The organism is Cryptosporangium phraense (genome assembly GCF_006912135.1).
GTDB classification, from domain to species: domain Bacteria; phylum Actinomycetota; class Actinomycetes; order Mycobacteriales; family Cryptosporangiaceae; genus Cryptosporangium; species Cryptosporangium phraense.
The window spans coordinates 160,650-184,306 of record NZ_VIRS01000010.1 but is presented as its reverse complement, the minus strand read 5'-3'; the positions used below and the strand labels follow the sequence as shown (position 1 = coordinate 184,306).

Here is a 23,657-nt window from a genome sequence, read left to right as displayed (position 1 = left end):
CGGCGTTCCGGTCAGTAAGCCTCACATACCTGGCGAGTCGCCTCGGCAGCGAGGTCCGGAGTCTCGGGCGAAGGTCGGGTTAGCATCCGGTATGCGTCTGAGCATTCGGAATCAGTTCGCCGGGACGGTCAGCGCCGTCGCCGTGGGCGAGGTCATGAGCACGGTCAAGGTCCGGCTCGCGTCCGGACCCGAGATCACGGCCGCGATCACCGGCGAGGCGGTCGAGGAGCTGGGCCTGGCCGAGGGCGCCGACGTGCACGTCCTGATCAAGTCGACCGAGGTCGCGGTGGCCACCGGGCCGGTGTCCGGCATCAGCATCCGCAACCAGCTGCCCGGCGTCGTCGCCGACGTCGACCACGGCGCGGTGATGACGACCGTGAAGATCACGCTCGGCGACGGCAGCCTGCTGACCGCCGCGATCACCCGCGACGGCGCCGAGGACCTCGCCCTGACCGCCGGCGCGAGCGTGACCGCCCTGGTGAAGTCGACCGAGGTCAGCGTCGCCGTACCGTGATCCTCGGCGCGGCCGGGTCGGTGTGCTCGACGACGATCGACGCCCGCTCGGCCGGCCGCTGTTCGGCCAGGTAGAGACGGCACGCGGCCAGGTACCGGGTCGCGTAGGCCTCGGCCGGCAACCCGTCGCGCGCGATGCCCCGGGCGGTCGCCGCAGCCTCGTCGGACTGCAGGTAGATCACCTCGTCCCAGCATGCGCGCAGCCCGTCGCGCTGGAGGAAGGTCGCGTCGAACAGCACAACGGCGTCCACCGGGCAGCGCGCGGTCTCGCCGGTGACGACCTCGTCCGACCGCAGGTCGTGGATCCTGGTCGCGTACTCCCGCGAGCCGCCCGGCCCGAGCGGTTCGAGCACCCGGGCCACGAGACCGTCGAAGTCGTAGGCGTCCTCGTAATAGCCGCGCGCCGAGGTCCGGCCCTGTCGGTAGCGGCGTGCGCGCACATGGTGGAACCCGTCCGAGTCGACGTGCACCGCCGGGCGGCCGGCCGTCTCGACCGCGTCCCGGAGTTCCCGAGCGAACGTCGTCTTGCCCGCGCCGCAGACGCCGTCGATGCCGACTCGCAGTGGGTGGCCGGGGTGCTGCGCGGCCAGGTCGGCCGCGACCTCTGCGAGGACCTGCGACCTCAAGCCGGGCTCAGGACGAGGACGAGCGAGCCCTCGAACGTCGGCTGGGTCCGTAGGTGGCCGAGGTCGCGGTCCCACGTCCCCTCCTCCAAGGCCGACGTCAGACGAGCCACGTATCCGCCCGCGGTCACGTCGTCCACGAAACCCCAGGCCGAGCAGGACGAGCGGGCCAGCGGGTCGAGCAGCATCTCCGGACGTCCGTAGTAGGCCTCGTTGAAGCCGTCGGTGCAGTCGAGCGGGATGGGGACCGGCACGACCTCGACGTCGCCCAGCACGGACCGGAACGTGTCGATCGGCGGGTACCGCCGGGCCTCGGTCCGGATCACCTCGGGGGCGTAGTCGGCCAGCCAGAAGCGGTCGAGGAGGGCCGGGTCGCTGGTCAGGACCGCGACCGGACCGCGGGTGACCCGGCGCAGCTCGCGGAGGCCGGCCGCCGGGTCGCTCCACTGGTGGACGCTGAACGTGGTCATCGCCGCGTCGAACGCGTCGTCGGCGAACGGGAGGTGCTCGGCGACCGCGTCGATCGCCGGGGCCAGCGTCGGCGGCCGCTGGGCGCGCATCGAGGCCGACGGCTCGACCGGCGTGACGCTCCGGCCGGCCGGCTCGTACGACCCGGCGCCCGCGCCCACGTTGAGGACGGTCCGGGCCGGGCCGAGCGCGTGCTCGATCGCGGCGGCGATCCTCGGGTCGGGGCGTCGGTAGGTGGAGTACGCGCCGCCGATGCGTCCGTAGTCGGCGTCCCCGGCGCTGCCGTCGGCTGTCCGGGGGCTCATCGGGGCGCGTAGACGAGTTCGGCGAACGGCCAGGACTGTTCGAGCCAGCGGGCCACGGCCTCGTACAGTGGCCGATCGAGTTCGGCGCGGCTCATCGGCTTCGGCCATTTCCAGGTCTCGAAGCCGGGAAGGGCGTGGATGAAGTCCACGCTGGACGTCCAGGCGTCGTAGTCGCGTTCGTTGTGCTGGTCGTCGAGTGGCTCGAGGCGGAAGTCGTCGGTGACGAGCGCGGACGGAGGATCGAAACCGGCCGGAACGAATTCGCCCATGCCCCGACCCTAGCCACGCCCGCCACCCGATAACCCCGACCCGCGTCGCCCGCGGCCGAGCCGCGGGGTGGCCCGCGGCCGCGGCGCGGCTCGGCTCGGCTCGGCTCGGCTCGGCTCGGCGAGAGGAGAGTCAGCGGCGGACGGTGGCGGCCAGGGTCACGACGGCGAGATCCTCGGCCAGCGCGGCCGGCACCGCGGGCCAGCCCCGGTCGGCGGCATACGCGCGCCACCGAGCCCCCGCCACGCTGCCCGCGACCGCACCGGCCCCGGCGACCAGCACCGGCACCACCGGGTTCCGCCCGGCCCGCGACGCCACCAGCAACCCGGCGACCGCCCCGACCACGACCCGCCCGGCCAGCGCCGGCGGGGCCAGCCGGCTCGGCGTTCCCGGCAGCTTGTCCGCGACGATCTCCCCCAGCGCCCCGAGCAGCACCGCCCTGCGCCCGCCGCCGGCCAGCCAGGCCAGGGGCTTCGGCAGCCCGTCCCCGCCGGACCCGGCCGCGGCCGCCAGCCCGGTCATCGACCGCCCCCCGGTCACCACCCCGACTACGAACGACCGCAACACCACCACGATGTCTCCCTCGCCTCGCCGAGCGGCATCCGCCAGCTATTTCCCCAGCTGACTGATCTTGTCCTTGAACAGCGTCGTGGCGGTCGCGATCTTGTTCGGCTGCCCCTTGAGCCAGGCCTGCGCGAACTTCGACGCCTGCTCGTACCCCACCTTGCCCGGCAGCGGAGGCTCGTCCGGGTTGACGTCCACATCGACCAGGGCCGGACCGTCGAACGCGAAAGCCTCCGCGACCGCCTCGCGGAGGTCGGAACCGGCCGTCACCTTCCGGCCGTAGCCGCCGCAGGCGGAGGCCCAGGCGGCGAAGTCGCCCTCCGGACGCGGGTACCGGACGCCGTGCTCGGGGAAGCCGAGGATCATCTGCTCCCAGAGGATCTGGCCGAGCGCGTTGTTGTTGTTGATCACGACCTTGACCGGCAGCCGGTGCTGCACGGCGGTGAGGAACTCGGCCATCAGCATCGCGAACCCGCCGTCGCCGACGTAGGCGATGACCTGCCGTCCCGGGTAGGCGTGCTGCAGCGCGTTCGCGTACGGCAGGCCGACCGCCATCGTCGCGAGGTTGCCGGAGAGGTAGAACTCGCGCCGGTCGCGGATCGTCCAGTGCCGGGCCGCCCAGGTCGCGACCGTGCCGGAGTCGCAGGTCAGGATCGCGTCGTCGGTCGCCAGGTCGTCGATCACCCCGACCGCGTACTGCGGGGCGATCGGCGAGCGCTCCGGGTTCTCCAGCGCGGCCATGTCCTCCCGCCAGGAGTCCATCTTCCTGCGGTACTTCTCCAGGTGCCCGCGGTCCTCCCGGCGGGACAGCAGCGGGAGGAGCGCGGCCAGCCCCTCGGCCGCGTCGCCGATCATCGGCACCTCGGTCGGGAGGCGGGCTCCGGCCCGCATCGGGTCCGCCTCGATCTGGACGACGCGAACCTTGCCGGGTTCGGGCAGGTGCTTGGTGTACGGGAAGTTCGTGCCGACCATCAGCAGCGTGTCGCAGTCCTCGACCAGCTCCTCGCCGGGCCGGGTGCCGAGCAGGCCGATGCCGCCGACCGCGTACTCCGAGTCGTCCGGGATCACGGCCTTGCCGGGCAGCGTCTTGATCACCGGGGCGCCGAGCGCGTCCGCGACTGCGAGGACCTCGGCCCGGGCGTGCAGCGCACCCGCGCCGGCCAGGATCGCCGGCTTCGCCGCCGCGTTGAGCACCTCGGCCGCCGCTTTCAGGTCGGCGTCGCGGGGATGCCCGGGGGACGGCAGGAAGATCGGCGCCGACGCCGGCGGGTTCGCCGGGGCCACGTGCGCGTACGGGTCCGCGTCCGCGTCGGCCACCTGGACGTCGTTCGGGAACGTCAGGTGCGCGACGCCCCGGCGCGCGTACGCGGCCCGGATCGCGTTGTCGACCACGCCGGGCAGCTGGGCCGGGTTGTTGACGACGAGGTTGTACTCGGCGACGTCGGTGTAGAGCTGGTCGAGCGCGACCTCCTGCTGGTAGCCGCTGCCCAGCACGCTGGTCTCCTGCAGCCCGGTGATCGCCAGCACCGGCGCATGGTCGAGCTTGGCGTCGTAGAGGCCGTTGAGCAGGTGGATCCCGCCCGGGCCGGACGTGGCCAGACACACGCCGAGCTTGCCGGTCGCCTTGGCGTGGGCGGTGGCCATGAACGCCGCCGCCTCCTCGTGGTGCACCAGCACGAACCGGATCCGGTCGGAGTGGCGCCGCAGCCCCTCCATGATCCCGTTGATCCCGTCGCCGGGCAGCCCGTAGACCGTGTCCACGCCCCACTCGGCCAGTCGTTCGATGAGCACTTCGGCAGCGATCCGTCCCATGGGTGTTCGAATACCGATCCTGCCGCCGGGCAAACCTGAACCGACGCGGGGTCGCGGTCGTGTGGGTCGTGTGCACCAAATCGAATGGGTCGAGGTCGTCCCGGCCCACCAGCCGGTCCCCCTGGTGCGCCGGGCCGGAGCCCGGGCCGTCGACCTCGGGGTGTGGCTCGGCGTGACGTTGGCGATCACCCGGCTCACCGGGTCCTGGATCGAAGCGGCCCTGCTGGCCGCCTGGACCGTCGGCTGGCTGGTGCTCCCCCGTGGCGCCACGGCCGGCAAGCGGCTGTTCGGCCTGCGCGTCACCCGGGCCGACGGCACCCCGCTCACCGTCGGGCGCGCGTTCACCCGCGAGGCGTTTTTGCTCGTCAGCATCGTGATCCCGATGATCCTGGTGCTGGTGGTCCTCGTCATGGTCAACGACCCGCGCCGCCAGGGCCTGCACGACAAGGTCGCCGATACGCTGCTTCACGCCTCGACGTAGCAGTTCTTGCCGGCGCTCTTGGCCTCGTACATCGCCGCGTCGGCCTCCCGGATCAGGTCGTCGGCGTCGTCTCCGGGGCCGCCGATCGCGATCCCGATGCTGGCCGAGACGTGCGCCGGGGCCCCGTCGATCAGGATCGGCGCCTGGACGTCGGCGATCACGCGCTCGGCCGCCGTCCGCGCGTTGACCGGCGTCGTCAGGCCCTCGAGCAGGATCGCGAACTCGTCGCCGCCGAACCGGGCGACCGTGTCGACGGCCCGCAGGCCGGTCCGCAGGCGCTCGGCCACCTCGAGCAGCACGACGTCGCCGGCCGCATGCCCGAGCCGGTCGTTGACCTGCTTGAACCCGTCGAGGTCGACGAACAGCACCCCGACCAGGCCGCCGTTGCGGGCATGGGTGTCCAGCGCGTGGATGAGCCGGTCGTAGAACAGCGTCCGGTTGGCCAGGCCGGTCAGCGGGTCGTGGAACGCCAGGTGGTGCAGCTCCCGCTCGCGTTCGCGCAGCTGAGCTTCGACGTGCTTGCGCCGGGTGATGTCGAGGCGCAGCGCCGCGGTGGCCTGGTCGACCTGCTGCAGCGCCCGGCTCCGGCTACCGGCCAGTACGCCGGTCATGACCGCCAGCATGAGCGTCAGCGCCGCTCCCGCGGCGAGCGTGAACCGGCTCATGCCCCGGTCGGTGGCGGCCAGCAGCCGGGAGGTCGGCCACGTCGTCAGCTCCCACCGCTGTTGACCGACGACGACGGTCCGACGTCGGACGAGGTCGTCGTCGTGCACGCGGACGCCCGGGGACACGCTCGCGAGCACCGGCGAGCCGGCCCCGACCTGGGCGAGCCGGGCCTGGACGGCGCCCTGGCCGCGGTCGCTGAGCGTCTTGGTCAGGAAGTCCTGTCCGCGGACCGGCATCGTGATCCAGCCGACGAACACGTCCGGATCGTCGGAGCCCAGCCCGCGGTAGACCGGCACGCAGAACAGCAGCGAGTTCTGCTGGACCCGGGCCGGGAGGGCCCGGTCGCGGAGCAGGTGGTAGGCCGGGCTGATCGTGAACCCGGAGGTCTGCTGCGCTTCGCGCAGCGCCTCGGCCGGCTCGGCCCGCTGGGCCAGGTCGAGGCCGGCGATGTCCGAGCGTCCGTCGAGCGTACGTTCGAAGACGACGAAGACGTGCCGGTCGACGCCGGGCGACGGCCGGAGCGTGAGCCCGGTGGCGCCATGGGCCCGCCAGGTCCGCTGCACGGCGGGTAGGTCGGCGGCGGTGGCGGGCACCGCGAACCCGATGCCGGCCGCGCCCGACAGCCAGCTGTCCAGGCCGGCGGTGATCTTGGTGTAGTCCTCGCGGCGCAGGTCGGACTGGGCCCCGACCGCCGACGCGAGGCCCTGCAGCGTCTCGGAGTAGCGCTGGACCCGGTCGTCGACCGCGGCCGACACCTCGTCGGCGTAGCGGTCCATGACCTGCCCGGCGTACCGGTTCTCGGCCCGGTCGACGGCGTCGAAGGCCGCGTAGGTGACGAGGCACCCGGCCAGGAGCACGGCAGCGACCAGCGCCACCCCGGCCCGTCCGCGCTTCCCCACGTGCTCCCTGATCGGCACCGGCAGGCCGACGTTGACGGATCTGTCACAACCGGGGCCGGTGTCCGGTCCTCGTTCCCGGAAGCTCTACTCACGGAAGGCCGGAATCATGAAGATCGCAGTTGTCGGCGGGACCGGGCTGATCGGGTCGCAGGTCGTGGCGCTGTTGACCACCCGCGGGCACGAGGCCGTGCCGCTGTCGCCGTCCAGCGGGGTCGACCTGCTCACCGGGCAGGGGCCGGCCGAGGCGCTGACCGGCGCCGACGTCGTCGTCAACCTCACCAACTCGCCGACGTTCGACGACGCGTCCCCGGCGTTCTTCCGGACGACGATGGAGAACCTGCTGGCGGCCGCGGGCACCGCGGGCGTCGGGCACGCGGTGATCCTCTCGATCGTGGGCGTCGACCTGGTGCCGGACCTGGTCTACTACCGGGCCAAGGTGCTGCAGGAGGAGCTCCTGGCGGCCGGGCCGGTGCCGTATTCGATCGTGCGTGCGACGCAGTTCTTCGAGTTCGTCGAGCCGACGATGTCGTGGACGTCGGACGAGACGACCGTACGGCTCCCGGCCACCCGGATCCAGCCGATGGCCTCGGCCGACGTCGCCGCCGCGGTGGCCGACGTCAGCGAGGGCGCTCCGCTGAACGGCGTCCGGAACGTCGCCGGTCCGGAGGTGTTCGGCCTGGACGAGCTGGGCCGGATCACGCTGGCCGCGCGCGGCGACGCCCGCACCGTGGTGACCGACGACACCGCGGGCCTGTTCGCGGCCGTCCGGGGCGACGCGATCGTCGCTCCGGCCGACGCGGTGATCGCGAAGACGACGTACCGGGAGTGGCTCGCGTCGAGGTGATCCCGGTGCCAGACCCGGCGCGGCCGAATTCGGTCGCGCCGGGATATTTACGGACGGAAAGCGCGCGGCCTTGACCGACCACAGTAGACCGCCGCGAGTTCCCGAATGCGGCGCCGATCACACCTGAGCACCCGGATATGGCCCGGTCCGCCCCCGACCTGCAACTCTGGACACCGATCGTCGATTAGTCCGGTGTTCGGCGCCGGCCCGCTCGACACCATCTTCCGGGAGGACCCATGACGGACGCTCGATCGCCGCAGCCCGAGCCCGCATACACGCTGGAGTTCGGCGAGGACCGCCTTCCCCTGGACGTGCGCGAGGCCTCCGAGGGCGCCGATGGCCTCGACATCGGCAAGCTCCTCTCGAAGACCGGCAAGGTCACCCTCGACACCGGGTTCGTGAACACCGCGTCCTGCACGTCCGCGATCACGTACATCGACGGCGACGCCGGCATCCTGCGCTACCGCGGGTACCCGATCGAGCAGCTGGCCGAGAAGTCCTCGTTCCTCGAGGTCGCGTACCTGCTCATTCACGGCGAGCTGCCGGCCGAGGCCGAGCTGAACGAGTTCACCGACTCGATCAAGGAGCACACGCTCATCCGCGAGGAGATGCGCCGCTTCTTCGACGGGTTCCCCCGGGACGCGCACCCGATGGCCGTGCTCTCGTCCGGCGTCAGCGCGCTCTCGACGTTCTACCAGGACGCGCTGGACCCGTTCGACCAGGATCAGGTCGAGATCTCGACGGTCCGGCTGCTCGCGAAGCTGCCCACGATCGCCGCGCACTCGTACAAGAATTCGATCGGCCACCCGACGCTCTACCCGGACAACTCGCTCTCGTACGTCGAGAACTTCCTCCGGATGACGTTCGGCCTGCCGACGACCCCGTACGAGATCGACCCGGTCCAGGCGAAGGTCCTCGACATGCTGTTCGTCCTGCACGCCGACCACGAGCAGAACTGCTCCACGTCGACCGTGCGGCTGGTCGGTTCGAGCCAGGCGAACTTGTTCGCGTCGGTGTCGGCCGGCGTCAACGCGCTGTTCGGCCCGCTGCACGGCGGCGCCAACGAGGCCGTGCTGACGATGCTCAACCGCATCAACGCCGACGGCGGCGACGTCAACGCGTTCGTCCGGGCGGTCAAGGACAAGTCGGCCGGCACCCGCCTGATGGGCTTCGGCCACCGCGTGTACCGCAACTACGACCCGCGGGCGGCGATCGTCAAGAACGCCGCCCGGGACGTGCTGGAGCAGATGCACCGGGCCGACCCGCTGCTCGACATCGCGATGCAGCTGGAGGAGATCGCGCTCTCCGACGACTACTTCGTCGAGCGCAAGCTGTACCCGAACGTCGACTTCTACACCGGGCTCATCTACAAGGCGATGGGCTTCCCGACGCGCATGTTCACCGTGCTGTTCGCGCTCGGGCGGCTGCCGGGCTGGATCGCCCAGTGGCGCGAGATGATCAACGACCCGGCGACGAAGATCGGCCGTCCCCGGCAGGTCTACACGGGCGCGACCGAGCGCGAGTACCTCCCGCTGGAGAAGCGCTAGCCGTCAGTGCAGCCCGGCGTGCATGAACGCGTTCGTGACACGCCGGGCCGCCACCACGTACCCGGCCAGCACCGGCAGCGTGGCGAGCGTCGCCGCGGCCAGCAACGGCCCGGGGTTCGCCCCCTCGGTGTTCCCGAACAGCGCCAGCCCGGTCTGCACGGTGCCGAGCCCCGGCGCGCTCAGCAACGGCCACAGGTACTCGTTCCACGTCGTGATGAACACCAGGATCCCGACCGCGACGAGCGTCGGCCGCAGCAGGGGCAGCACCACGTACCAGAGCGTCTGCAGGCTGCTCGCCCCGTCGAGCGCGGCCGCCTCCCCGAGCGACGGGGGAATCGCCCGCAGGTGCTGGTGCAGGAGCAGCAGCGCGATTCCGGCGCCGGAGAGCTGCGGCACGATCATCCCGGCGAACGTGTTCTGCCACCCCAGCTCCGAGACCATCAGGAACTGGGGCACGAGGTACGCCTGCACCGGCACGACGACCGAGAGCGACCCCGCCGCGAGGACGAGCCGGCCGGCGCGCCCGGAGAAACGGACCACCCCGTACGCCGCCGGCACGGCCACGACGAGCTGGGCCAGCATCACCCCGGCCGACGTCACGGCCGTGTTCACCAGCAGCCGGCCGAGCGGGAACCGCGCGACCGCGGCGGTGTAGTTGCCCAGCGTCGGGTGCACCGGCAGCGGGTTCGCCTCGAACAGCGACGACGGGGTCTTGAACGAGGCCAGCACGGCCAGGACCACTGGCCCGAGCAGCACGACGCTCGCCGCGATCAGCGCGGCGTGCCAGGCCGCTCTCCTACCCACGGCGTACCACCGCCCCGACCGCGAGCGGAATGGCCAGCGCGCAGACCACCAGCACCGACCCGGCCGACGCCCCACCCAGGTCGAAGTACTGAAACCCGTACGTGTACAGCCGGTAGTAGACGTTGTCGGTCGAGTGCGACGGCCCGCCCTGGGTCAGCACCGCGATGTTCGTGAACGACCACTGCCCCGCGTACACCACGGTGAGCATCCCGAGCAGCACCAGCGTCCGCCCCACCTGCGGCACGACGATCCGCCGGGTGATCCGCCCCTCCGACGCCCCGTCGATCCGGGCCGCCTCCACCGTGTCGCCGTCCACGGACGTCAGCGCCGCGCTGAGCAGCAGCGTGTTCAGCGCGATCAGCTTGCCGGAGGTGATCACGACGATCGTCGCCAGCGCAGTCGACGGATCGCCCAGCCAGTTCCGGAAGCCCAGGATCCCGACCAGCGGGTTCAGCACGAACTGCCAGGAGATCGCGGTCGCCACCGGCGCCAGCACCATCGGCACGAACAGCAGGCACCGGTAGACGAACGCCGCCCGGCCCGGCCGCCGCCACAGGGCGACGGCCAGATACAGCGGCAGCACGATCGAGGTCACCAGGAGACCGGCCGCGTACAGCACGGTCTGGCCGGCCGCGGTGCCGAAGTCGGCGTCCCCGAGCAGGGCCCGGTAGTTCGCCGCCCCTGCGAACTCCTGCGGCCCCGACGACAGGTCCCAGGTCAGGAACGAGATCACGACGGTCGCGACCAGTGGCCCGTAGACCCAGATCAGCATCGCCGCGCCGAACGGGACCAGGTACAGCCGGTCTCTCACCGGCCGGTCATCGATCGCACCTGGGCCGCGACCTCGGCCAGCGTGCTCGCCGGGTCGGCGCCCCGCAGCACGATCGGCGCGACCGCGTCGTCCTGCAGCGTGGCCACGGCCCGGTCGGCCTGCGGTCCGTCGAAGAACGTGTACGGGCGGACGGTCTCGAGCTGATCGAGCGCCGGCCCGATCCGCGGGTCCTTCGCGAAGTACGGGCCCAGGTACCTCGGATCCTTCACCAGGTCCGGGCGCAGCGGCAGATAGCCGATCTTCGACGTGATGATCGTGTAGCCCTCGGCGCTGGTCAGGAACTTGATGAACTCCCAGGCGGCCTGTTTGTGCGCGTCGTCCTTCGCCAGCACGACCAGGCCCGCGCCGGAGAACGTCGTCCGGACCGGCTTGCCGGCGAACCCCGGCATTCCGCCGGTCCGTAGCTCGAAGTGGCCGTTCGCCGCCTCTTCGAGGCCGGCCAGCAGCGCGGTGCTGGTCACGAGCGCGCCGAGCTTCCCGGCCTTGAATGCGGCGATCGCGTCCGCCTCGGCCACCGCTGGCTGCGCCCCCGACGTCGTGAGTTGCTGCACCGCGGTCAGCGCCTCGACCGCGGCCGGCTGGTCGAACGTCACGCGTCCGTCGGGCGTCGCCACGCTCCCGCCGTTGGCGGCGACCACCGATTGCGTCAGAAAATCCGACTTGGACGCCCCGGCGATGTCGAAGTAGACCCCGGACGCCCCGATCCGGACGAGGGCCAGGCCGGCGCGCTGTGCCTCGGCGATCGTCGCGGGCGGCTTCGCGGGATCGAGCCCGGCCTTCCGGAACAGGTCCGCGTTGTAGAACAGCGTCGGCGTCGACAACGTGTACGGCATCGCGGCGACCTTGCCCTCGTGCTCGACCGCTCGGAGGAGCGGCTGGGACAGGCCCGCGGTCGCGCTCCGCCACTCGTCCGCCGTCGGAATGTCCTGTACGGGGGTGAGCGGCAGGCCGCGGTAGGCCGCCGCGACCTTGCTCCACCCGATCTGGGCGACGTCCGGCGGGTCGCCGGCCGCGGTGCGCGACCGGACCCGGGTGAGCGTGTCCGCGACCGGGACGCCCTGGGGGGCGATCGTGATGTCCGGGTGGGACTTCTCGAACGCGTCGATCAGCTGCTGGGTGCCTTCTCCCCCGACGTCCGGAGTGCCGTAGTTGTAGGAGAGGAACGACAGCGTGATCGGACCGTCGGAGGAGTCGTCGGAGTTGCCGCACGCGCCGACGGTGGCGAGCAGGCAGGCGGTCACCGCAACCGAGAGCAAGCGCTTCACGGTCAGCCTCTCAGATCGCGAGGGTCTGGCCCGGCTGGGCCAGGTGGACGTCACCGGAGAAGACCGCCCGCGCCTCGTCGCAGCGGGCGTGCAACCAGGCCGGGTCGGCCGTCGGGAAGTGGGTCAGCACCAGCGACTTCGCGCCGGCGGTCTGGGCGGCCTGGGCCGCGTCGGTCGCGCACAGGTGACCGTGGGCCGTCCGGTCGGGGGTCAGCAGCGAGGCCTCGGCCAGCAGTTCGGCGCGCTGTGCCGGAGTCCGGTCAGGCTGATCTCGAGGTCGGCGACCGTCATCCGGTCGCCCGGGCGGTACTCCCGGACGTCGAACGCGAGGTCGAAGGCCCGGTCGAGGATCGGCAGCGTCGGGATCCGGAACAGGTCCGCGAGCGTCCTCAGCACGTCGGTGGCCCCGACCGGTACGTACAGCGGAACGCTCGGTATTTCGACGTCCGGGGACGGCAAGGCCCGGGCCAGCAGCGACTTCCCGAGCGGGAGCACGTCGTAGCAGTGGTCGAGGTGGAGGTGGCTGACGACGATCGCGGAGAGCTGATCGGGGGTCGTGATCGCGCTCAGCGCGGTCGCGACGCCGGGACCGCAGTCGAGCAGCACCATCGCGTCGTCGGTGGTGACCAGGTAACCGGAGCTGGGCTGGCCGTTGGCCGGCATGCCCGCCCGGTTGCCGAGGATCGTGAGGTTCACGGGTTCACCGTGGTGCGGCCGTCCGGGGGCGGCAACGACGATCTGCCGATCGCGCGATCGGCGTCCGTTATCGCGCGAGGTCGAGCAGTTCCAGGAACAGCGAGACGGCCGGATTGGGATTGTCGTCACGCCAGATCGCGTGCACGGTGACCTGCGGGACCGGGTCGACGAACGACAGCGTGGAAAGCCCGGTCACGGCCACCGACTCGGCCCGGGCCTCGGACGTGAAGATCACCAGCGGCTGGCTCGCGACCAGCACCACCGCGGCGTCGCCGTCGTCGAAGACCTCGGTGCCGGAGAGGTCGATGCCGTTCAGCCGGGCCGCCGAGAGGATCGCGTCGTGCATCGCCGGGCTCACGGCCCGGCTCGGTAGCAGGCAGCGGTACCGCGACAGCTCGGGCCAGCGGACCGGTGCGCCGGTGGCCAGCGGATGGTCGCTCGCGCAGATACCGACCACCGGCAGCGTGAAGATCGGCCGCTGCTGGAGGCCGTCCTCGTCGACGGCGCCGAACACCAGCGCGAGGTCGACGCGCCCCTCGCGCAGCTCGGAGAGCTGCGCAAGGCTGCCCCGCGGGAGCAGCGAGGTGCGCACCGCGGGATGGCGCTCGCGCAGCAGCGTGAGCGTCGGGGCCAGGATCCGCTGGCCGGCCGGGTAGTTGAAGCTGATCCGGAGGTGCCCGGTGGCGCCCGACCCGGCCCAGCGAGCCGCCTCGACCGCGAGGTCGGCCTGCGCGAGCAGCCGCACGCACTCCCGCCGGAACGCCTCCCCGGCCGGGGTCAGCCGGACGCTGTGCGAGCTGCGCGCGACGAGCTGGACGCCGACATGTCGCTCGAGCTTCTGCAGGTGCTGGCTGAGCGACGGCTGAGAGAGGTGCAGCTTCTCGGCCGCCCGTCCGAAGTGCAGCTCCTCGGCCAGGGCGAGGAACGACGAGACCTGACGCAATTCCACGATCCCAGCCTCGCGGGTGGGTGTGCCCCACGAACCAACGGAAGGTGAATCCCGGCCGGGCCGGGACATCTGCGTCTGGTGACCGGGACGTCCCGCCCGGAGTCTCGTCCCCATCCGAACGGAAGAGGAGACAGACATGGAGCGCGGACGGATCGTCGTCGCCGGGGTGGTGTACCTGGCCCTGGGATCGCTCGGCCAGCTGGTGCAGTTCGTCGTGACGCCGGTGAACAGCGGCGGCTCGGTGACCGACAACGTGGCCGCGGCGGCCGCGGCGCCGGGGCGGATGGACGCGGCCGCCTGGCTCGACCTGCTGATCCTGTTCTTCGTGCCGGCCGTGCTGGTCGCCGGGAGCTTCGCCGGGTCGCGGCTCGGCCGGATCGCGACGGCGGTCACCGCGGGCACCACCGTGCTGGGGATCGCCTACGTGCTGGCGCCGGACGCGATGTACGCGGCCGGGATTCCGGGGGCGTCGATCCAGGCCTACACCGAGGCTCCGGTGGTGGCCGCGAGCACGGCGGTGTTCCTGCTCGGGCACGTCCTGGGCCTGCTGGTGCTGGGCATCGCGCTGTGGCGGGCCGGGCAGGTTCCCCGGTGGGCCGGAGCCTGCCTCGCGCTGTACCCGTTCCTCGAGGTCGCCGGCACCGCGGCCGGCGTGAAAGCGGTGACGATCGTCGGCTACCTGCTGCTCCTGGCCGCGTTCGGGGCCTGCGCCCGGGCGCTGACCCGGGTGCGTCCTGACCGGACGGGCCTGGTCAGCACGCCGGACGTCGCTGCGGTTCCGTCGTCCGGACGCTGACGTGGCGTCCGCGTCCGGCGGAGAATCAGCGGGCGTGGGGGCCCTCGATCTGCGTAACGCCGCCGCCCGCCTCGCGGTGGGCGGCAGCGCCGTGTTCGGCGCGGCCGCCCTGCTGCTGACGCTGGCCTGGCACCCGACGCCGCTGACCGTGGCCAGTGGGCTGATCGCGGCGACGTTCGTGCCGGTGGCGCTGGTCGGCGCGGCGGCGGTGCGGGCCCGGCACGGCCTCGGGTGGGTGCTGCTCGCGTCCGGCGTGTGCCTGCCGCTGGCCACCGGGGCGTACCGGTGGGCGTCGGCCGGGTTCGCGACCGGCGCACCGTGGGCACAGTGGGCGCCGTGGGCCGGGTGGCTCGACGGGTGGCCCTGGGTGCCCGGGGTGGCGCTGATCCCGACCGTCGGGCTGCTGCTGTTCCCGACCGGGCGGCTGCCGTCGCGGTGGTGGTGGCCGGTGCTGGTGGCCGACGTCGGCGTGCTGGTCTCGCTGACGATCTGGACGGTGTTCGGCACCGAGCTGATCGACTTTCCCGGGCACGCCAATCCGACCGCGCTGCCCGGCGCGGCCGGGGCGGTCGCGGAGGCGTTCGTGGTGGCGATCGTCCTGGTCGCGCCGCTGTCGACGCTCTCGGCGATCGCGGTGACGCTGCGGTACCGGGCCCGGCGGGACCCGGCGATCGGGCTGGTGCTGCCGGCCGCCTGGGCCTGCGCGGCGGCCTGGTGGGCCTGCATCGTCTTCGTCAGCGTCGGCGGGGACGGCGCCGACGTGTACGCGGCGCCGCTGGAGTCGGGCGGGATGCTCGCGGTGGCGATCACCTGCTGGATCGCGATCCGGCGGTACGGGCTGCTCGACGTCCGGACCGTCGTCGGGCGGGCCGCCGTCTACGCCGGGCTCACGATCGTCGTCGTGCTCGTCTACGTCGGGGTGGCGGCGGTCGTCGGGACCGTCGCGGAACCGGCCGCGGGACCGCTCGCGGTCGGGATCGCGGTGCTGGTGGCGCTGCCCGGGCGGCAGCTGCTCCAGCACGTCGTCAACCGGCTGGTCTTCGGGTACCGCGACGATCCCGGCGGCGCGCTGCGCCGCCTCGGCGAACGCCTCGCGGGCGCGGCGGACGCGGCGCAGATGCTGTCCGGGGCAGCGCAGGTCGTGCGCGACGTGCTGCGGCTGCAGCACGTCGCGGTCGAGGTCCACGGCCGCCGCGTGGCCGAGGCCGGCCGGAGGCCGACGGCCGCGGTCGCGGATCCGGACGGGAATTCGGACGGGAGTCCGGACGGGAATTCGGACGGGAGTCCGGACGGGAATTCGGACGGGAATTCGGACGCGGACGAAGTGCTGGAGTTGCCGCTCGTGTTCGCCGGGGAGGCGATCGGGCGGCTGCGGATCACCAGCGGGCCGGAGCGCCACCTGACGCTGTCCGAGCGGGAGCTGCTGACCGAGGTCTCCCGGCAGGTCGCGTCGGTGGCCCACGCGGTCCGGCTGGGCGAGGAGCTGAGCCGTTCCCGGGAGCGGCTGGTCGCCGCCACCGAGGAGGAGCGCCGCCGGCTGCGCAACGACCTGCACGACGGCCTGGGCCCGGCGCTGGCCGGGGTGGCGCTCGGGCTGCACCGCGCCCGCGGCAAGGTCGCCGCCGATCCGGACGCCGCGAGCGCGCAGCTCGAGCAGCTCACGGCCCAGGTCCGGGACGCGGTCGACGACGTGCGACGGCTGGTCTACGGGCTCCGCCCGCCCGCGCTCGACGAGCTCGGCCTGGTCGCCGCGATCGGCGAGCACGCCCGGGCGCTGGGCGACGTCCGGGTCGTGGGCACGGTGGACGGTGACCTGCCGGCCGCGGTCGAGGTCGCGGCTTACCGGATCGCGCTGGAGGCGATGACGAACGCGCTCCGCCACTCGGGTGCCCGGACCTGCCGGGTGAGCCTCGAGCTCAACGGCGCGCTGCACGTGGTGGTCGAGGACGAGGGGGCCGGCCTGCCCGACGGCTACCGGGCCGGGATCGGGATCACGTCGATGCGGGAGCGGGCGGCCGAGCTGGGTGGTGCGCTCACGCTGAGCAGGCGGGAGCCGTCCGGGACGACCGTCCGGGCGGTTCTCCCGGTCGGCGGGCCGCCGTGATCCGGGTCGCGGTCGCGGACGACCACCCGATGTTCCGGGCCGGTCTCCGCGGGCTGATCGAGGACAGCGCCGGCCTCGAGTTCGCCGGCGAGGCGAGCGACGGCGCCGCGGCGGTCGAGCTCTGCCGGTCGATCGCGCCCGACGTCCTGCTGATGGACCTGCGGATGCCCGGCCTGACCGGCGTCGACGCGACCCGGCGGATCGTCGCCGAGATGCCCGGCGTCGCCGTGCTCGTACTGACGATGGTCGAGGACGACACGTCTCTGCTGGCGACGCTCCGCGCCGGGGCCCGCGGCTACCTGCTCAAGGGCGCGGCTCCGGACGAGATCGCCACCGCGGTCAAGGCGGCCGCGTCCGGGCAGGTGCTGTTCGGTGCGGGCATCGCCGACCGGCTGACCGGCCTGCTCGCCGCGACCAGGCAGGAGCCGCACCCGTTCCCGGAGCTCAGCGCCCGCGAGCGGGACGTCCTCGACCTGCTGGCCCAGGGCCGGGCCAATCCGGACATCGCCCGGCGGTTGGGCCTGTCCGAGAAGACGGTCCGGAACAACGTGTCGGCGATCCTGGCCAAGCTCCGGGTGGCGGACCGGCCGTCCGCGATCGTCCGGGCCCGGGAGGCGGGGCTGGGCGCCCGGCCCGGCGCACAGTTCGACGGCTTTCCGGGCTCGTGGGGCTCGGAATGAGCCCCGTTTCTCAGCGAATCGCGGAGAGGCCCTAGGTCAGGGCGGCGGCAGTTGCGGCCAGGTGCTGGTTCAGTAGGCGGGCGGCGGTGTCGGCGTCCCGGGCCAGCGCGGCCTCTTCCAGGGCCCGGTGCTCCGCGTCGGCGTCCCGGCGCGGGTTGCCGTGGGCCGACCAGCGCCGGGCCAGCTCGGCGGCCAGCCAGAGCCGGTCGAACGCGTCCAGCAGCACGGTGTTGCCGCAGCCCTCGAGCAGCGCGCGGTGGAACTCGCGGTGGGCGTCGGACCACTCGACGCTCACCCGGTCGCCGTCGAACGTCGGCGTGCGGGTCAGCCGGTGGTGGGTCGCGCGGACCCGCGTCTCCCAGTCGAGGTCGCCCCGCTCGATGGCCAGCCGGAACGCGGCCGGTTCGATCGTGCGGCGGGCTTCGGCGATCTCCTGCCAGCGCCGGTCGGACTGGCTCGGGACCGCGAAGCCGCGATTCGGCAGCCGGTCCGCGAGACCGTCCCCGACCAGCCGGACGAGGGCCTCGCGCACCACCGCGAGGCTGACGCCGTGCCGGTGCGCGAGCTCTTGCGGCTTGAGTGCCTCCTCGGGGGCGAAGTCGCCCAGCAGGATCGCGTCCCGCAGTGCGGCGTACACCCGGCCCGACAGCGTCATGGTCCTCACAATAGACCATGGAGCTGATAATCGATTATTAGTGTTACAGTCGATCGCATCGCACCCCTGGAAGGATCCGACGTGAACGACCCCTTCGCCCGCCTCCCCGAGGCGGCCACTTTCACCGTCACCAGCTCGACGATGGGCGCCGAGCTCCCGCTCGAGCACAACGTGTCGCCGGAGCTGAGCTGGTCCGGAGCCCCGGACGGCACGAAGAGCTACGCGGTCACGATGTACGACCCGGACGCGCCGACCGGCTCCGGGTTCTGGCACTGGGCCGTGGCCGACGTGCCGGCCTCGGTGACGTCCCTGCCCGAGGGCGCGGGCGACGAGACCGGCTCGGCGCTCCCGGCCGGCGCCTACCAGTTGCCGAACGATGCCCGGCTGGCGCAGTTCGTCGGGGCCGCGCCGCCGGCCGGGCACGGGCCGCACCGCTACTTCGTCGTGGTGCACGCCTTGGACGTCGAGCACATCGGCGTCCCGGCCGACGCCACCCCGGCGCTGCTCGGCTTCACGATCGCCGGTCACATCCTCGGCCGAGCGGTCCTCACCGCCACCGCGGAGAACCCAGCCTGACCTGATTCTCCTCCGCGCGGCCGGTCTCCCCGGTGAGCCCGGCCGCGCGCCGCCCCGGCTCACCGCCGGCGACCTCGGCCGGCGACTGCTTGCTCGCCGCCGAGGCGAGCCGCATGCGCTGCCCGGCATGTCCGGAGCCGGGACGGCGCCGCGTCGGCGGGTGGCTCCGAGTGCTGGCGCCGGTTGCGGAGGGATCTCGGCGGGTGACCGCCGTTGCCGTGCGCCGACCCCGGCGCCGGCCGCAGCGGCGGTCGCGGCGGTCGCGGCGCCGGTCGCGGCGCCGGTAGGTGTGCGGGGGTCGGCACCCGCGCGGTACGACTTTGCCGAACTGGCCGATCCACGGGTGTTGGCCGCGATGCGCGGACCGATCCGGCGGTCATCCGCGACCAGCCAGCCCGCCCGTCGGGGCGGGCGGGCGCCTGCCCGTCGGGGCGGGCGGGCGCCTGCCGGCTCGGCCGGGTAGGTGCGTCGCCGCTCGCCCGGCCGTCTTCGGCGAGGTCACGGTCTCCGCGACCGGTCGCCCCGTCTCCGCCGCCGGAGGTTGGTTTCTCTGGGCCGCAGAGGGCAGCTCGACCGGGTGTCGCTCCAGTGTCCATACTGCCCGCGGGCGGCGGGGTCGGCAGGCTTCCGCCGCTCCCTGGGCCGGACGGCGCGCTCCGATACGCCGCCGAGGAGGCGGCCACCGAGGCCAAGTCGCCGCAGGAGAAGCTCCCGGCCTCGGCGCCAATGTCGGACCCCTACCCAGCCGGGGGCGAGATCATGTTCGCTGCTCAACGCCCGATCTTCACCCAGAGCAGCAAGCTCCGCCGCCAACACCTCACAGCCCGAACATCCCGACCAACGACGGATCGACGAACGTCACGCACGACCGGATCAACCCACCCCGCACCTCGAACACCTGAACCGAATGCGCCCCACCGCCCGGCGCGTACGCCACGAACCCCGGCCCCCCATTGGCCCCCACCGGCACCGCCCGCCACCCATTCCCGCGCATCGCGAACACCCGCTCCATGAACTCGCCGAAGTGCACCCGCCCACGCAGCCACAGCGCCACCGGCGGCATCTCCAGCACCACGTCATCGGCGAGCAGCCGGGTCAGCGCCGGGACGTCGGCGTCCTCGAACGCGGTCAGGTACCGCTCCACGACGGCCCGCTCGTCCGGATCGGCCGGCTCGCGCAGCCGCTCGATCGAGGGACCGGCCGCGGCCAAGGCGGCCCGGGCCCGCTGCAGGCTGCTGTTCACCGACGCCACCGACGTGTCGAGCGCGTCCGCGACCTCGGCCGCGGGCAACTGGAGCACCTCCCGCAGCACGAGCGCCGCGCGCTGCCTGGCCGGCAGCACCTGCAGCGCCGCGACCAGCGCCAGCCGCAGCCCGGCCCGCTGCACCGCCGCGTCGGCCGGGTCCCCCAGGCGGACGTCCGGGAACGGCTGCAACCACGGCACGTCGACGCTCGGGGTGAGCGGGACCTGGGGGTCGTCGCCGGCCGGCCCGAGCCCGCTCGGGAGTGGACGCCGGGCCCGCCCCTCGAGCGCGGTCAGGCAGACGTTGGTGGCGATCCGGTGCAGCCACGTGCGCACCGACGCCTTCGCCGGGTCGTACCGGTCGGCCGACTTCCAGGCCCGCAGCAGCGTCTCCTGCACCAGGTCTTCGGCCTCGTGGAACGACCCGAGCATCCGGTAGCAGTGCGCCAGCAGGTCACCCCGGTAGGGCTCGAACTGATCCACGCGGCGGAGCGTAGATGAGTTTCCCGTCCGCCGCCGGTATGTGGGGACAGCGACTACCGAAAGGAGCCCGCGATGGGCGCCATCATCGTTGTCTCGTTCGTCACGCTCGACGGCGTGGCCTCCGACCCGGCCGGCCTCGAGGGCACCAGCTACGGCGGCTGGGCGTTCAAGTTCGGCCAGGGCCCGGTCAGCGACGACAAGTTCCGCGTCGCCGACCGCACCGACGTCCAGCTCTACGGGCGGCGCACCTGGGAGGCGTTCGCCCGGCTCTGGCCGTCCCGGGACAGCGACTTCGCCAAGGTCATGAACGCCACCCCCAAAGGCGTCGCCACCCGGACCGGCATCGACGCGTCCGCCTGGTCGAACTCCGAGGCGATCGAGGGCGACGCGATCGCCTGGGCCGCCGCCGAACGCGCGCGCCGGAACGTCGTCGTGATCGGGAGCCTGAGCCTGGTGCACGCGCTCGCCGCCGCGGACCTCGTCGACGAGTACCGCCTGCTCACGTTCCCGACCGTCGCCGGGACCGGCGACCGTCTGTTTGCCGAGGGCAAACCGGCCGACTTCCGGTTCACCTCCGCCGAACTGACCGACGTGACGACGCTGACGGTCCTGCAGCGAGCCGTCTGAAACCCGCAAGATTTACGCAAGACCGATATCGGAGGCTCGTCCCGCCGCGTCACTCGACGCGGCGGAACAGAGCTGGAGTGACACCTCATGCGTAAGCGCATCGCTGTAGCCGCCCTGACCCTCGCCCTCGGCGGGGGGATCGCCGTGCTGCCCGCGAGCCCGGCCGCGGCCGCCTACACCTGCCACTACTCGCGTAACACGTTCGGCTACTGGCAGGCCGGCTACTACTCCGGCACGACCGTGCAGCCCTCGACGACCGGGGTGTCGTCGGCCGGGATCGAGGCCCAGTGCCTGCTCAAGCACTACGGCTACAACCCCGGCACGATCGACGGCGTCTTCGGCCCCAACTCGCAGTCCGCGGCCCGGCGGTTCCAGGCCGACATGAACAGCGGCTGGGGCTACGACCTGGACGTCGACGGCAAGATCGGCCCGGAGTCGTGGCCGCCGCTGCGGGTCCAGCCCTAGGCGGCGTCCTCCGCCACCAGGTGGGTGTGCGGGATGTGCGGCAGGTCGATGCGGTGGTGCAGTCGCTTCCAGCCGAAGTAGGCGGCTCCCACCGCGACGACCGCCCCGACGAACAGCACCGCGCTGTACTGGAGCAGCCAGTTCCCGTCGGTGGACAGGTCGTAGATCTCCGGCCGCGGCCACATCAGGTTGACGATCATGATCGCCTGGTAGATCACCGCGGCGACGTTCACCGGGATGCCGAAGCGGCCCATCGAGAACAGCGGCTTGCCGTCCTCGTCGTGGCCGGCCGGGAAGTGGTCGGTGTTCCGGTGCTTGATCCGGACGACGAGCAGCGGCAGCGTGACGCCGAGATAGGCGATGTAGAGCATCGCGATGCAGATGCTGGAGAGCGCGGTGAAGATCGTCGTCGAGTTGACGTTGACCGCGAGCGCCACGGCCGCGCCCACGCCGACCACGATCGACGTGATCACCGGCGTGCCGGTGCGGGGTGAGACCCGGGCCAGCGCCTTCGAGAACGGCAGCGCGCCCTCGCGGGCCATCGAGTACGTCATCCGGGCGCCGGACGTCTGCACCGCGAGCGTGCAGGCGAAGACCGCGACCGCGACGCAGCACAGCAGCAGGCGGCCGAACACGTCGCCGAGCCGCTCGGTGATCACCCACGACAGGCCGAGCGACGACAGGTTGCCGTCGGTGAGGCTCGGCGCGGCCATCAGCGCGCCCAGGATCAGCAGCCCGCCGCCCAGGCCCGACGTGGTCAACGCCCGGATGATCGTCTTCGGGGTCGTCTTGCGCGGCGAGTGGGTCTCCTCGGCCAGCTCGCCGGCCGAGTCGAACCCGACCATCACGTACGCGGCCATCAGCGACGACGCCAGCCAGGCGAAGAAGTAGTTGCCGGTCCCCTCCCAGCCGGTGGTGTGCAGCACCACCGACGGGCCACGCTCGGACAGCGCGAACAACACTCCGATCAGGATCACCACCCCGACGATCTCGACCGCGACGCCGACGCTGGTCGTCGCGGCCATCTGCCGGATCCCGAGGATGTTCACCAGCGTCGTGATCGCCAGCAGGATGATGCCGAGCACGACCGCGTTCTTCGCGCCGGTCTCCGACAGGATCGACGGGTCGGCGTCCGAGCCGCCCACCAGCTGGAAGCCCGACCAGATGGCCGGCAGCACGGCCTGGATCGCGATCGCGGCGACGGCCACGGTCAGGATCTGTCCGACGATCATGATCCAGCCGGTGAACCAGCCCCAGGACGTACCGGCCAACCGGCTCGACCACTGGAAGATCGCGCCCGACACCGGCCATCGCCCGGCCAGCTCGGCGAAGCACAGCGCGACGAACAACTGGCCGACGAACACCGCCGGCCAGGCCCAGAAGAACGACGCGCCACCGAGCAGGAAGCCCAGGCCGAACAGCTGGAACACCGTGGTCAGGATCGAGACGAACGAGAAGCCGGCGGCGAACGACGCGAACGTGCCGACTCCCCGGTGCAGCTCCTGCTCGTAGCCGGTCGAGCTTCTCGTCGTCGTGGTAGTGCTCACGACTCCACCTCCGGGCCGATTTCTGTCGGGCGACAGGTATTTGGCCCTGAGCGTGGGGCGGGTGTGTTCCACGCGACGTCCCCGGCCGGTTAAATCCCGATGACCGGGGGCCCGTGGCAGCATTCCCCCTGTGAGTACCAACCGCGCCGGGCGTCCGCGGGCGCGCGGGTCCCAGGACTCCGGCCGGACGCCCCGGCAGGAAATCCTCGACGCGGCCGCGGCGCTGTTCGGCGAGTCCGGGTTCGCGGCGACGTCCACCCGGGCGATCGCCGAGCGGGTCGGCGTCCGGCAGGCCTCGCTGTACTACTACTTCCCGGGCAAGGACGAGATCCTGCTGGAGCTGCTCGAGGCCTCGGTGCGTCCGACGCTCGACCTGGTCGACGCGATCCGGGCCGCGGCTCCGTCGGCGGCGGGGGCGCTGTACGCGCTGGCGGTCCGGGACGTCGGCACGCTGCAGGCCGGGCCGCTGGGAGTGGCCACGCTCTACATGGCTCCGGAAGTGCGGACGGCGCCCGCTTTCGCGTCGTTCCGCGCGCACCGCGCCCAGTTGCTCACCACGTACTCGGAGCTGGCCGGAGCCGCCTCAGCCACCGCCCCGGCCGGGGCCGACGTCCTGGGCTCCGCGTGCCTGCACGTCGTCGAGATGGTGACCACGCTGGCACCGCGGCCCGGCCTGGCCGACGAGATCGCCCGCACCTGCCTGGGCATCGCCGGCCTCACCGGCCCGGCCGCCGCCGACGCCGCCGCCGACGGCGCGGCCCTGCTGGCCGCCCTCACCCCAGCGGCCACCCCCGTCTGACCCGGCGCCGCCCCGCGCCCGCCGAACCGCGAAACCGCGCGCCCACCCACCAACCGCGGGCCCGGGAACGTAGCAACCGGGAAACGCCCGCGAAACGACCGGACCGCAGGGTGATTTCTGTCAGTCGACAGAAATCACCTGGGGGCG

General features: G+C 72.7%; 25 protein-coding genes. 11 read left to right on the top strand and 14 right to left on the bottom strand.

Annotation, left to right across the window (positions count from 1 at the left end; genetic code table 11):
• Nucleotides 1-91 precede the first annotated feature (91 nt).
• Entirely contained in the window at nt 92-514 is a 423-nt protein-coding gene (locus FL583_RS16585) for a TOBE domain-containing protein (protein WP_142705556.1), read from the top strand.
• Here FL583_RS16585 and FL583_RS16580 read toward each other — a convergent pair.
• The 5 genes from FL583_RS16580 to FL583_RS16560 all read right to left on the bottom strand — a co-directional run bounded on the left by FL583_RS16580 (nt 495) and on the right by FL583_RS16560 (nt 4,552).
• The gene (locus FL583_RS16580) at nt 495-1,139 is read right to left on the bottom strand and encodes a nucleoside/nucleotide kinase family protein (protein ID WP_205752189.1); all 645 of its coding nucleotides are present in this window, start codon (nt 1,137-1,139) and stop codon (nt 495-497) included. The genes FL583_RS16585 and FL583_RS16580 overlap by 20 nt on opposite strands.
• Nucleotides 1,136-1,909, bottom strand: a complete 774-nt coding sequence (locus tag FL583_RS16575) for a class I SAM-dependent methyltransferase (protein ID WP_142705555.1) — start codon at nt 1,907-1,909, stop codon at nt 1,136-1,138. Before FL583_RS16575 ends, FL583_RS16580 begins: the two co-directional genes overlap by 4 nt.
• The gene (locus FL583_RS16570) at nt 1,906-2,178 is read right to left on the bottom strand and encodes a hypothetical protein (RefSeq protein ID WP_142705554.1); all 273 of its coding nucleotides are present in this window, start codon (nt 2,176-2,178) and stop codon (nt 1,906-1,908) included. The genes FL583_RS16575 and FL583_RS16570 overlap by 4 nt, the downstream gene beginning before the upstream one ends.
• Nucleotides 2,179-2,308: 130 nt before the next feature.
• A complete protein-coding gene (locus tag FL583_RS16565; protein ID WP_142705553.1) occupies nt 2,309-2,749 on the bottom strand; it encodes a DUF4126 domain-containing protein in 441 nt (146 codons plus the stop codon).
• Nucleotides 2,750-2,785: 36 nt separating this feature from the next.
• A complete protein-coding gene (locus tag FL583_RS16560; protein WP_142705552.1) occupies nt 2,786-4,552 on the bottom strand; it encodes a thiamine pyrophosphate-dependent enzyme in 1,767 nt (588 codons plus the stop codon).
• A 70-nt stretch (nt 4,553-4,622) separates the two neighbouring features.
• Between FL583_RS16560 and FL583_RS16555 the strand changes: the two genes are divergently transcribed.
• Complete coding sequence (locus FL583_RS16555; RefSeq protein ID WP_170323682.1) at nt 4,623-5,033, top strand: RDD family protein; 411 nt, start codon at nt 4,623-4,625, stop codon at nt 5,031-5,033.
• Here FL583_RS16555 and FL583_RS16550 read toward each other — a convergent pair.
• A complete protein-coding gene (locus FL583_RS16550) occupies nt 5,018-6,616 on the bottom strand; it encodes a diguanylate cyclase domain-containing protein (RefSeq protein ID WP_142705550.1) in 1,599 nt (532 codons plus the stop codon). The two genes, FL583_RS16555 and FL583_RS16550, sit on opposite strands and share 16 nt — an antisense overlap.
• Nucleotides 6,617-6,704: 88 nt before the next feature.
• On the opposite strand from FL583_RS16550, the gene FL583_RS16545 reads away from it, so the two are divergent.
• Both FL583_RS16545 and FL583_RS16540 read left to right on the top strand, forming a co-directional pair.
• A complete protein-coding gene (locus FL583_RS16545; protein WP_142705549.1) occupies nt 6,705-7,442 on the top strand; it encodes an SDR family oxidoreductase in 738 nt (245 codons plus the stop codon).
• A 236-nt stretch (nt 7,443-7,678) separates the two neighbouring features.
• Nucleotides 7,679-8,989, top strand: a complete 1,311-nt coding sequence (locus FL583_RS16540) for a citrate synthase (RefSeq protein WP_142705548.1) — start codon at nt 7,679-7,681, stop codon at nt 8,987-8,989.
• 3 nt (nt 8,990-8,992) lie between these two features.
• On the opposite strand, the gene FL583_RS16535 is transcribed toward FL583_RS16540, so the two are convergent.
• The 5 genes from FL583_RS16535 to FL583_RS16515 all read right to left on the bottom strand — a co-directional run bounded on the left by FL583_RS16535 (nt 8,993) and on the right by FL583_RS16515 (nt 13,535).
• The gene (locus FL583_RS16535; protein ID WP_142705547.1) at nt 8,993-9,793 is read right to left on the bottom strand and encodes a carbohydrate ABC transporter permease; all 801 of its coding nucleotides are present in this window, start codon (nt 9,791-9,793) and stop codon (nt 8,993-8,995) included.
• A complete protein-coding gene (locus FL583_RS16530) occupies nt 9,786-10,604 on the bottom strand; it encodes a carbohydrate ABC transporter permease (protein WP_142705546.1) in 819 nt (272 codons plus the stop codon). The genes FL583_RS16535 and FL583_RS16530 overlap by 8 nt, the downstream gene beginning before the upstream one ends.
• Entirely contained in the window at nt 10,601-11,890 is a 1,290-nt protein-coding gene (locus FL583_RS16525; RefSeq protein ID WP_205752188.1) for an ABC transporter substrate-binding protein, read from the bottom strand. Before FL583_RS16525 ends, FL583_RS16530 begins: the two co-directional genes overlap by 4 nt.
• A gap of 210 nt (nt 11,891-12,100) precedes the next feature.
• Entirely contained in the window at nt 12,101-12,586 is a 486-nt protein-coding gene (locus tag FL583_RS16520) for an MBL fold metallo-hydrolase (protein ID WP_205752187.1), read from the bottom strand.
• 67 nt (nt 12,587-12,653) lie between these two features.
• On the bottom strand, nt 12,654-13,535 hold the full coding sequence (locus FL583_RS16515) for a LysR family transcriptional regulator (RefSeq protein WP_170323681.1): 882 nt from the start codon (nt 13,533-13,535) through the stop codon (nt 12,654-12,656).
• A gap of 136 nt (nt 13,536-13,671) precedes the next feature.
• Here FL583_RS16515 and FL583_RS16510 point away from each other — a divergent pair, with 136 nt between their 5' ends.
• The 3 genes from FL583_RS16510 to FL583_RS16500 are packed head-to-tail and all read left to right on the top strand — an operon-like array spanning nt 13,672 to nt 17,115.
• Nucleotides 13,672-14,331: a hypothetical protein gene (locus tag FL583_RS16510; protein WP_142705544.1), complete on the top strand. Its 660-nt coding sequence runs from the start codon at nt 13,672-13,674 to the stop codon at nt 14,329-14,331.
• 34 nt (nt 14,332-14,365) lie between these two features.
• Nucleotides 14,366-16,435 carry a sensor histidine kinase gene (locus FL583_RS16505; protein ID WP_142705543.1) on the top strand — a complete coding sequence of 690 codons (2,070 nt, stop codon included), beginning with the start codon at nt 14,366-14,368 and terminating at the stop codon, nt 16,433-16,435.
• On the top strand, nt 16,432-17,115 hold the full coding sequence (locus FL583_RS16500) for a response regulator (protein WP_205752186.1): 684 nt from the start codon (nt 16,432-16,434) through the stop codon (nt 17,113-17,115). Before FL583_RS16505 ends, FL583_RS16500 begins: the two co-directional genes overlap by 4 nt.
• Before the next feature lie 31 nt (nt 17,116-17,146).
• Here the strand turns inward: FL583_RS16500 and FL583_RS16495 are convergent, their stop codons facing one another.
• A complete protein-coding gene (locus tag FL583_RS16495) occupies nt 17,147-17,770 on the bottom strand; it encodes a GntR family transcriptional regulator (protein ID WP_142705542.1) in 624 nt (207 codons plus the stop codon).
• A 141-nt stretch (nt 17,771-17,911) separates the two neighbouring features.
• On the opposite strand from FL583_RS16495, the gene FL583_RS16490 reads away from it, so the two are divergent.
• Nucleotides 17,912-18,346, top strand: a complete 435-nt coding sequence (locus tag FL583_RS16490) for a YbhB/YbcL family Raf kinase inhibitor-like protein (RefSeq protein ID WP_142705612.1) — start codon at nt 17,912-17,914, stop codon at nt 18,344-18,346.
• An 817-nt stretch (nt 18,347-19,163) separates the two neighbouring features.
• On the opposite strand, the gene FL583_RS16485 is transcribed toward FL583_RS16490, so the two are convergent.
• Nucleotides 19,164-20,072: a sigma-70 family RNA polymerase sigma factor gene (locus tag FL583_RS16485; RefSeq protein WP_142705541.1), complete on the bottom strand. Its 909-nt coding sequence runs from the start codon at nt 20,070-20,072 to the stop codon at nt 19,164-19,166.
• Between the two features lie 72 nt (nt 20,073-20,144).
• Here FL583_RS16485 and FL583_RS16480 point away from each other — a divergent pair, with 72 nt between their 5' ends.
• Together FL583_RS16480 and FL583_RS16475 are read left to right on the top strand one after the other, a co-directional pair.
• Nucleotides 20,145-20,699, top strand: coding sequence for a dihydrofolate reductase family protein (locus FL583_RS16480; protein WP_142705540.1), 555 nt, complete (start codon nt 20,145-20,147; stop codon nt 20,697-20,699).
• A gap of 87 nt (nt 20,700-20,786) precedes the next feature.
• Nucleotides 20,787-21,164, top strand: a complete 378-nt coding sequence (locus FL583_RS16475; RefSeq protein ID WP_142705539.1) for a peptidoglycan-binding domain-containing protein — start codon at nt 20,787-20,789, stop codon at nt 21,162-21,164.
• Here FL583_RS16475 and FL583_RS16470 read toward each other — a convergent pair.
• Nucleotides 21,161-22,711, bottom strand: coding sequence for an APC family permease (locus tag FL583_RS16470; RefSeq protein WP_205752185.1), 1,551 nt, complete (start codon nt 22,709-22,711; stop codon nt 21,161-21,163). The genes FL583_RS16475 and FL583_RS16470 overlap by 4 nt on opposite strands.
• 130 nt (nt 22,712-22,841) lie before the next feature.
• Here FL583_RS16470 and FL583_RS16465 point away from each other — a divergent pair, with 130 nt between their 5' ends.
• Nucleotides 22,842-23,510, top strand: coding sequence for a TetR/AcrR family transcriptional regulator (locus FL583_RS16465; protein WP_142705537.1), 669 nt, complete (start codon nt 22,842-22,844; stop codon nt 23,508-23,510).
• Nucleotides 23,511-23,657 lie beyond the last annotated feature (147 nt).

Excerpts from the sequence above, each read along its gene's own strand:
- FL583_RS16585 (WP_142705556.1), top strand. The coding sequence starts at position 92 with ATGCGTCTGAGCATTCGGAATCAGTTCGCCGGGACGGTCAGCGCCGTC.
- FL583_RS16575 (WP_142705555.1), bottom strand. The coding sequence starts at position 1,909 with ATGAGCCCCCGGACAGCCGACGGCAGCGCCGGGGACGCCGACTACGGA.
- FL583_RS16570 (WP_142705554.1), bottom strand. The coding sequence starts at position 2,178 with ATGGGCGAATTCGTTCCGGCCGGTTTCGATCCTCCGTCCGCGCTCGTC.
- FL583_RS16560 (WP_142705552.1), bottom strand. The coding sequence starts at position 4,552 with ATGGGACGGATCGCTGCCGAAGTGCTCATCGAACGACTGGCCGAGTGG.
- FL583_RS16545 (WP_142705549.1), top strand. The coding sequence starts at position 6,705 with ATGAAGATCGCAGTTGTCGGCGGGACCGGGCTGATCGGGTCGCAGGTC.
- FL583_RS16540 (WP_142705548.1), top strand. The coding sequence starts at position 7,679 with ATGACGGACGCTCGATCGCCGCAGCCCGAGCCCGCATACACGCTGGAG.
- FL583_RS16510 (WP_142705544.1), top strand. The coding sequence starts at position 13,672 with ATGGAGCGCGGACGGATCGTCGTCGCCGGGGTGGTGTACCTGGCCCTG.
- FL583_RS16495 (WP_142705542.1), bottom strand. The coding sequence starts at position 17,770 with ATGACGCTGTCGGGCCGGGTGTACGCCGCACTGCGGGACGCGATCCTG.
- FL583_RS16490 (WP_142705612.1), top strand. The coding sequence starts at position 17,912 with ATGGGCGCCGAGCTCCCGCTCGAGCACAACGTGTCGCCGGAGCTGAGC.
- FL583_RS16480 (WP_142705540.1), top strand. The coding sequence starts at position 20,145 with ATGGGCGCCATCATCGTTGTCTCGTTCGTCACGCTCGACGGCGTGGCC.
- FL583_RS16475 (WP_142705539.1), top strand. The coding sequence starts at position 20,787 with ATGCGTAAGCGCATCGCTGTAGCCGCCCTGACCCTCGCCCTCGGCGGG.